Source organism: Micromonospora sp. KC723 (assembly GCF_004348595.1).
In the GTDB taxonomy this organism is placed as follows: Bacteria; Actinomycetota; Actinomycetes; order Mycobacteriales; family Micromonosporaceae; genus Micromonospora.
Map to the genome: position 1 here is coordinate 1 of NZ_SMKD01000196.1, position 7,885 is coordinate 7,885.

Annotated in this window: 6 protein-coding genes; 2 read left to right on the forward strand and 4 right to left on the reverse strand. The window is 75.5% G+C overall.

Translation table 11 applies throughout. The features are described from left to right. Positions 1 to 198: 198 nt before the first annotated feature. Both E1165_RS26735 and E1165_RS26740 read left to right on the forward strand, forming a co-directional pair. A complete protein-coding gene (locus tag E1165_RS26735; RefSeq protein ID WP_132394495.1) occupies positions 199 to 1,002 on the forward strand; it encodes a DNA-formamidopyrimidine glycosylase family protein in 804 nt (267 codons plus the stop codon). Between the two features lie 173 nt (positions 1,003 to 1,175). After that, on the forward strand, positions 1,176 to 4,778 hold the full coding sequence (locus E1165_RS26740; protein WP_132394496.1) for a multicopper oxidase domain-containing protein: 3,603 nt from the start codon (positions 1,176 to 1,178) through the stop codon (positions 4,776 to 4,778). A gap of 19 nt (positions 4,779 to 4,797) precedes the next feature. On the opposite strand, the gene E1165_RS26745 is transcribed toward E1165_RS26740, so the two are convergent. The 4 genes from E1165_RS26745 to E1165_RS26760 all read right to left on the reverse strand — a co-directional run bounded on the left by E1165_RS26745 (position 4,798) and on the right by E1165_RS26760 (position 7,827). Further along, the gene (locus E1165_RS26745) at positions 4,798 to 5,583 is read right to left on the reverse strand and encodes a hypothetical protein (RefSeq protein ID WP_132394497.1); all 786 of its coding nucleotides are present in this window, start codon (positions 5,581 to 5,583) and stop codon (positions 4,798 to 4,800) included. A 23-nt stretch (positions 5,584 to 5,606) separates the two neighbouring features. Beyond that, positions 5,607 to 6,464: a PspA/IM30 family protein gene (locus E1165_RS26750; RefSeq protein ID WP_132394498.1), complete on the reverse strand. Its 858-nt coding sequence runs from the start codon at positions 6,462 to 6,464 to the stop codon at positions 5,607 to 5,609. A 187-nt stretch (positions 6,465 to 6,651) separates the two neighbouring features. Further along, positions 6,652 to 7,101 carry a helix-turn-helix domain-containing protein gene (locus E1165_RS26755; RefSeq protein ID WP_132394499.1) on the reverse strand — a complete coding sequence of 150 codons (450 nt, stop codon included), beginning with the start codon at positions 7,099 to 7,101 and terminating at the stop codon, positions 6,652 to 6,654. A 162-nt stretch (positions 7,102 to 7,263) separates the two neighbouring features. Next, on the reverse strand, positions 7,264 to 7,827 hold the full coding sequence (locus E1165_RS26760) for a CinA family protein (protein ID WP_132394500.1): 564 nt from the start codon (positions 7,825 to 7,827) through the stop codon (positions 7,264 to 7,266). Positions 7,828 to 7,885: the final 58 nt, after the last annotated feature.

Here is a 7,885-nt window from a genome sequence, read left to right on the forward strand (position 1 = left end):
GCGGCGGGCGCGGCGGGGAGGAGATTGGCGGCAACGATGGCGACCAGGCCCCCGAGGAACAGGGGTCGGGTACGGCGGACACACATCATGGGCTTTCTCCTCAGGACCACCTGATAGTGGGCTATCAGGACATCGAGGGGAAGTGCCGTACATATAGTGACACATGCGAATTCTGCTCGGGCGAGGGAGAATGGCGGAGTGCCCGAAGGTGACACTGTCTGGAACACCGCCCGCGTGCTGCACCGCGCGCTGGCGGGCGCGCGACTGACCGGCAGCGACTTCCGGGTGCCGCAGTTGGCCACCACCGACCTGACCGGTTGGACGGTCCGCGGCTGCGCCAGCCGGGGCAAGCACCTGCTGCTGCGGCTCGCCGCGCCGGTGGGCCACCCGGGTCCCCCGCACCGGACGCTGCACTCGCACCTGCGGATGGACGGCGCCTGGCGGGCGTACGCCCCGGGGGAACGCTGGGCCGCCCGGCCGGCGCACCTGATCCGGGTGGTGCTGCGCAGCGCCGGGGCCGTCGCCGTCGGCTACCACCTGCACGACCTGGCGCTGGTGCCGACCGCCGGGGAGGAGTCCCTGGTCGGGCACCTCGGCCCGGACCTGCTCGGGTCGGACTGGGACCCCACCGAGGCGGTCCGCCGGCTCGCCGCGCACCCGGACGCCACCATCGGCGAGGCCCTGCTCGACCAGCGCAACCTGGCCGGGGTGGGCAACCTCTACAAGTGCGAGGTGCTCTTCCTGCGGGGTGTCTCCCCGTGGGCCCCGGTGCGGGACGTGCCCGACCTGGCCGGCACGGTGGCCCTGGCGCAGCGGCTGCTGGCGGCCAACCGGGGCCGGTGGGCGCAGAGCACCACCGGCTCGCTGCACCACGGGCAGACCAGCTACGTGTACGGGCGGCGTGGGCAACCCTGCCGCCGCTGCGGCACGGCGATCCGGAAGGCGGAACTCGGCGAGCGGGTCACCTACTGGTGCCCGGTGTGCCAACCCGCCCCCTCCTGACCGTGGAACTTCCACGAACCGGCAAGTTTCCCCGAGATCCGGACGAACAGGTACTTCCCTCCCCAGGCTCGGCCGTCGCATGCTGCGGTGGACCGCTCACCGATCGTCAGTAGCGAGTACGCCCACCACGCCGGGGTGGTGGACGCACCCGCTCCGTTCCCGGGGGGAGAGCCATGGCCCTGTTCCGCATGTTCCGACCGGGCTGGGCCGGCCGTGCCGCCCGGACCACCGCGGGTCACACCCCGACCGTGCCCGCCGCCCGGGTCGCCGAGCCGCTGCCCGACGCCACGCCGGCCAGCCTCGACCCGGCCGCCTCACCGCGCTGCTTCGGCACGGTGCCCAACCACGCGTACAGCCCGCTGCCCACGCTCGACGCGAACGGACAGGTGGTCCCGGGCACCGGCATCCGCAAGTTCGTCGACGCGCTGCCGCTGCCGAGCCCGTCCGCCCGCACCGGGCTGGGTGGGCAGCTACCGGTCGCGGTGCCCGACACCACCAGGCACCCGGGCTGCGACTACTACGAGATCGGGCTCGCCGAGTACACCCAACGGCTGCACCGCGACCTGCCCGCCACCCGGTTGCGCGGCTACCGCCAGCTCAACCTCGGCACCGACCCGGACGGGCACAACACCGTCGTCCCCCCGGAGCGGCCGTACCACCTGGGGCCGATGATCGTCGCGCGACGCGGGCGGCCGGTGCGGATCACGTTCATCAACCAACTGCCCACCGGCCGCGCCGGTGACCTCTTCCTGCCCGTCGACACCACGCTGGACGGCGCCGGCGCCGGGCCGCTGGACGGGCCCGCCCCGTACCCGCAGAACCGCGCCGTGCTCCACCTGGCCGGCGCGCAGACCGGCTGGATCAGCGCCGGAAGCCCGTGGCAGTGGGTGACCCCGGCCGGTGAGATCACCCCGTACCCGACCGGTCCCGGCCTGACCCACGTGCCGGACATGCCGGCCCCCGGCGCGGGCGCCACCACCCTGTACTTCCCGAACGAGCAGAGCGGCCGGCTGATGTGGCTGCACGACAACACCCTCGGCCTGTCCCGGCTGACCGTCTACTCCGGTCAGCTCGCGCTCTACCTGCTCACCGATCCGGCCGAGGAGCGGCTGGTCGCCGACGGGGTGCTCCCCGCCGACCAGCTCCCGCTGGTGATCCAGGACAAGACCTTCGTTCCCGACGACGCCCAACTCGCCACCCAGGACCCCACCTGGGACCGGGACCGGTGGGGGGCCCGGGGCAACCTCTGGCACCCGCACGTCTACCAGCCCCGGCAGGACCCGTACCGGGACTCGGGGCGCAACCCGACCGGCCGCTGGGACTACGGCCCGTGGACCGCCGGGGCCGGAGACGGGATCGCGGTCGGGCCGGTGCCGAACCCGCACCACGACCCGGTCGCCGCGCCGGAGGAGCCGCCGCGGACGCCGGGGGTGCCGCACCCGGGTGCGGTCCCCGCCGCGTACGGTGACACCCCGCTGGTCAACGGCGTCGCGTACCCGTACCTGACGGTGGAGCCGAAGGCGTACCGGTTCCGGATCCTCAACGCCTGCGCCGACCGCAGCCTGAACCTGGCGATCTACCGGGCCCGCTCCGACGGCCCGATGTGGCGGCCCGACGGCAGCCTCGCCGACGCCGGGGCGGGTGAGGTGCCGATGGTGGAGGCGGTGCGGGCGGCCGGCCGGCCGGCGGACTGGCCGGTGGACGGCCGGGACGGCGGGGTGCCCGACCCCCGGGCCGCCGGCCCTCGCATGATCCAGATCGGCAACGAGTGCGGTCTGTTGCCCGCCCCGGTGGTGGTGCCACACCGTCCCGTCGGCTACCGCTACGACCGGCGCGACCCGACGGTGCTCAACGTGGACGGTCACGCCCTGCTGCTCGCGCCGGGCGAGCGGGCCGACGTGGTGGTCGACTTCTCCACCGTCCCGCCGGGCGGCATTCTGATCCTCCACAACGACGCCCCGGCCCCGACACCCTGCTTCGACCCCCGGTACGACCAGCACACCGGAGCCCCGGACCGCACCACCGAGGGCGGTCCCCCCGGCACCCAGCCCGGGTACGGCCCGAACACCCGCACCCTGCTGCAGTTCCGGGTGGCCGGCGACCCGGCCGCCCCGTACGACCTGGCCCGGCTCGCCGAACTCCTGCCCGGGGCGTACGCGGCCAGCCAACGGCCGCCGATCGTGCCGCAGCCGGAGTACGACACCGCCTTCGGCACCCGTACCGCCCGGCGGACGGTGGTGCCGGCGCACGCGGTGACGGCGAGCTTCACCCCCGCCGGGGCGGCCCACCCGGTGACCCTGCCGATCGAGGTGAAGACCGTCGGGCCCGTCTTCGAGCCGGGATACGGGCGGCAGGCCGCCCGGCTCGGCGTCGCCCACCCGCACGCCGGCCCGCTCGGCCCGACGGCGCTGCCGCTCGGCCCGACCGACCCGGCGACCGAGGTCGTCGTGACGGCCGACCCGGCCGCGCCGGGCACGACGGCCGACGGCACCCAGCTGTGGCGGATCACCGGCACCGGCCGGCAGACCCACAGCGTCCACCTGGACGGCTGCGACGCTCAACTGGTCAACCGGGTCGGCCGGGACGGCACGGTCCGGCCACCGGAACCCGGCGAGTTGGGGTGGAAGGAGACCATCCGGGTGAACCCGGGCGAGGACGTGGTGCTGGCGCTGCGTCCGGTCGTCCCGCCGCTGCCGTTCCGGATCGGCGACAGTCTCCGGCTGCTCGACCCGACCCGGCCGGTCGGGGCCCGGGTGGGCGCCGCCCCGGTCAGCCCGCTCGACGGCCGCCCCGCCACCGTGGTCAACCAGATGGTCAACCTGGGCTGGGAGTACCGTTGGTCCAGCAGCGCCGCCGGCCTGCGCGACCTGGGCATGAGCCGGCCCCTGGTGCTGCGGGTGTCCCCCCGGGCACCCACCGGGCTCACCGCCACCCCGGCACCCGGGTCGGCGACCGCCCTGCCGGCGATCGCGCTGACCTGGACCGACAACGGCAGCCGCCCGCCGTCCACCAGCCACCTGCTGCAACGGGCCACCGACGCGGCCTTCGCCGACGGCGTCACCACGATCACCGTGGCGGCCACCGCCACCCGGTACACCGACGCGACGGTCACCCCCGGCGTGACGTACCACTACCGGATCCGGGCGGAGAACGCGGCGAGCTGCTCGGCCTGGTCGAACAGTGTCCCCGCGTCGGTGGGGCTGGCCGCGCCGACCGGGATGAGCGCGCAGATCCCGCCGGCCGCGCCGCTGCGGGTGGCGCTGCGCTGGACCAACCGCTCCTTCTCCACCGGGGTCGACGTGCAGCGGGCCACCAACCCCACGTTCACCAGCGGCCCGGCCACCACCGCGATCGGGGTGGCGGAGAACCACCTCGACCCGGCGGTCGCCCCGGACACCACGTACTACTACCGGGTCCGGACGACGTACCTGGGCGCGGTGTCACCCTGGTCCACGCTGGCCACGGTGATCACCCCGCCGGTCCCGGAGGCGCCCTCCGGGGTGGCCGTCGCCGTGACCGCTCCCGGCCCGGACACCGCGACGGTGGTGCTGACCTGGGCGTCGAGCACCCCGAGCGGGCCGGGGGCGGGCTTCGCCGTGCAGCGGGCGGTCGACCCGGCGTTCACCCGGGAGGTCGCCACCTTCACCGTCACCGGTCGGGGCTTCACCAACACCGGCCTGGCAAGGGGCGTGACCTACCACTACCGGATCCGCTCGTTCAACGTGGTGGGCAACTCGCCCTTCACCGGCCCGGTGCCGGTCACCACCCCGGCCTGACCCGGCGGCGGCGGGCCGGTCAGCGGGAGGGGACGCGCAGCGGGTCGCCGACGGCACGCAGCTCGGCCAGCGCCGACGCCACCCCGTGCAGCAGGTCGGTCGCCTCGGTCAGGCGGGACGCGGCGGGGTGGTCGGTGCTGGGGCGGGCGTCCTCGGCGACGTACCCGGCCGCGGCGGCCACCAGCCCCTCGTACGCGGTCACCCCGTTGTCCAGTTGACCGGTCAGGGCGCGGTGCGCCTCGGCCAGCCGGGGCCGGGCCTCCGGAGGGGCGAACTTCAGGGCCCGTTCCACGCTGGCGAGCCGGGCGGCCAGGTCGCGCAGGGACCGGTCGGCCGCGGCGGCCTCCAGCACCGCCGGTTCGGCCAGCCCGGTGAGCCGGGGCGCCATGCCGGCGAGGGTGAGCGCGGCCCGATCCAGCCGGACCCACGGGCCGGCTGCGGCGGTGCCGCGCAGCGCCAGCCGGGCCCGCAACCGCCGGGCCTCGGCGAGCACGCCGGGCCCGACCGGGAGCCGCTCGACGGCGGCGACCAGGCGGGCCCGGGAACGGGCGGCGGCCTCGGCCGGATCGGGAGCGGGCGGGGCGGGGCGCGCCGCGAGGGCCCGCAGGTCGATCCAGCGCCAGGCGGCCAGCGCCAGCGCGCTACCCGCCCCGGCGGCCCAGGCGGCGTCGGGCAGCCCGATCCCCGCGTACGGGGTCAGCACCGCCGCCGCGCCACCGAGCCCACCGGCGGCCACCGTCCACCGCCGGGCGGAACGCCGCAACCGGCGCAGCCGGCGGAAGTGTCGTGCTCGCTCGTCCGCCACCCGTACCTCCTCGTGCCGGCCGCTCAGCCGGCGGCGCTGGTGTTCCCGGTGCCGCGTTCACGGCCCATGCTGGCGCGGAGCTCGTCGACCTTGGCGGCGGCCGGATCTGCCGCCGCCGGGGTCTGCCCGGCGGGTCGCTGCTGCCCACCGGCCAGCTGCTCCCCGGCCATGCTGGCCCGGATCTGTTCCAACCGGGACGACCCGGCGGCGTCCAGGGTCGACTTCTGGATCTCCAGCATCCGCCCCTCGACCGAGTTGCCGGCCAGCTCGGCCCGGCCCATGGCGGTGGCGTAGCGGCGCTCGATGCGGTCGCGTACCTCGTCGAGGGTGGGGACGTTGCCCCCGGCGGTGATCGCCGACATCGACTCCAGCGAGCGGGCCACGCTCTCCTGCATCTTGGCCTGCTCCAGTTGGCTGAGCAGCTTGGTGCGCTCGGCGAGCTTCTGTTGGAGGATCATCGAGTTGTTCTCGACGGCGCGGCGGGCCTGGGCTGCGGCACCGAGTGCCTGGTCGTGCAGGGTCTTGAGGTCCTCGGTGGCCTGTTCGGCGGAGACCAGCTGGGTGGCGAGCACCTGGGCGGACTGCTCGTACCGGGCGGCTTCGGCCTCGTCGCCCTTGGCGCGGGCCTGGTCGGCGAGGACGAGCGCCTGCCGGGCGTTGGCCTGGAGCCGCTCGACCTCCGACATCTGCCGGGAGAGCTTCATCTCCAGCTGGCGCTGGTTGCCGATCACCGCGGCCGCCTGCTGGACCAGCGCCTGGTGTTGGCGCTGCGCCTCCTCGATGGCCTGCTGGATCTGCACCTTCGGATCGGCGTGCTCGTCGATCTTGGCACCGAAGAGCGCCATCAGGTAGTGCCAGCCCTTGACGAACGGGTTCGCCATCTCCGCGGTATCCCCTCAGTAGCGTGGCTGCGCCTCGGCCCGCGGTGGGCGGGGCCGACCCGCCTGGCCGGGCGGCGTGTCCCCATCGTCGCAGCCGGACGCCACCCGGGCATCCGTACGGCGGGAAGGCGCGCCGCCCACGATCAACCCTACGCGGCGTCGACGGGCCCGGCCACGCGAAGAGCCGTCAGGCGGCGCAGACCACGTCCCGCTCGCCGGCGCGGACCCGGGTGCTGCGGAGGGTGGCCTTCAGCGGCGACTCCTGCCGGACCTGGACGGCCACCTTGCCGTCCGAGGTGACCTGGCGGACACCCCGGTCGGTGGCCTTGCGCACCGTGGCCGCGGACGGCACCGGCTGCCCGGCCGGCTCGTCCTGCACCGGCACCAGCACACCCGGCATCTGCTCGGCGAGGGCGACGGTGTCGCTGACCTCACGCAGCAGCTCGGACAGGCGCGCGCCGAGCGCGTCGCAGATCGCGGCCAGCAGCTCGCTGGACGGCTCTTTCTGGCCGCGCTCGATCTCGGACAGGTAGCCGAGGCTGACATTGGCGGCGGTGGAAACCTCGCGCAGGGTGCGGTGCTGCCCCTGCCGGCGCGCCCGCAGTGCGTCGCCGATCACGCGGCGTAGCAGGACCATCGCACCTCCCCCTGACGGGAACACCTCTCGCCCGGGCCTCCGCCCGCGCCGGACGCGGCCCGCCGCGCCGGCGCCGACGTCGCGCGCCGGAGCCTTCCCGCAACCGTACCCGGTGCCCGGCCCGACGACATCCCGCCCCGGCGGTCAAATCCGGTCACCTGGTCACCGTCCGGCTTCCGGTTCCGCCGCGCCGCCCCTTGTCCCGGTGACCGGCGCGGGACCACCGGCGACCTGGATCCGCTCGACGAGCAGGCGCAACACCTCGATCACCGCGGCGGAGCGGATGTGATCCCGGCCGCCGTCGAGGTCGAGCCGCCGGACGGCCGGCCCGAGCGGACCGGCCACCGCGACGTAGACCAACCCCACCGGCTTGCCGTCCTGCGGCTGCGGTCCGGCCACGCCGGTGGTGGCCAGCCCCCAGTCGGTCCCGCATCGCCGCCGCCCGCCCTCGGCGAGGGCGACGGCCACCTCCGGGTCGACCGGCCCGCGCTCGGCCAGCAGGGCGTCGGGCACGTCGGCCAGCTGCGACTTCAGCTCCGTGGCGTAGGCGACGAGGCCGCCCCGGTAGACGCCACTGACCCCGGCGATCTCCACGATCGAGGCGGCGAGCAGCCCTCCGGTCAGGGACTCGACCGTGGCCAGCGTCTCGCGCCGCTCGTGCAGCAGGTGCACCGCCGCCGCGGCCGGGCTTCCCGTGGGCCGCTCGTGGTTCGCATCCGTCGCCATGCCGTCCCTCCCTTCCCCGTCCCGCGCGCCCTACTCATCCTCGGCCCCTGATCCGGGG

Coding starts and splice junctions, on each gene's coding strand:
- E1165_RS26755 (WP_132394499.1), bottom strand. CDS start 7,101: ATGGTCCTGCTACGCCGCGTGATCGGCGACGCACTGCGGGCGCGCCGG.
- E1165_RS26750 (WP_132394498.1), bottom strand. CDS start 6,464: ATGGCGAACCCGTTCGTCAAGGGCTGGCACTACCTGATGGCGCTCTTC.
- E1165_RS26740 (WP_132394496.1), top strand. CDS start 1,176: ATGGCCCTGTTCCGCATGTTCCGACCGGGCTGGGCCGGCCGTGCCGCC.
- E1165_RS26760 (WP_132394500.1), bottom strand. CDS start 7,827: ATGGCGACGGATGCGAACCACGAGCGGCCCACGGGAAGCCCGGCCGCG.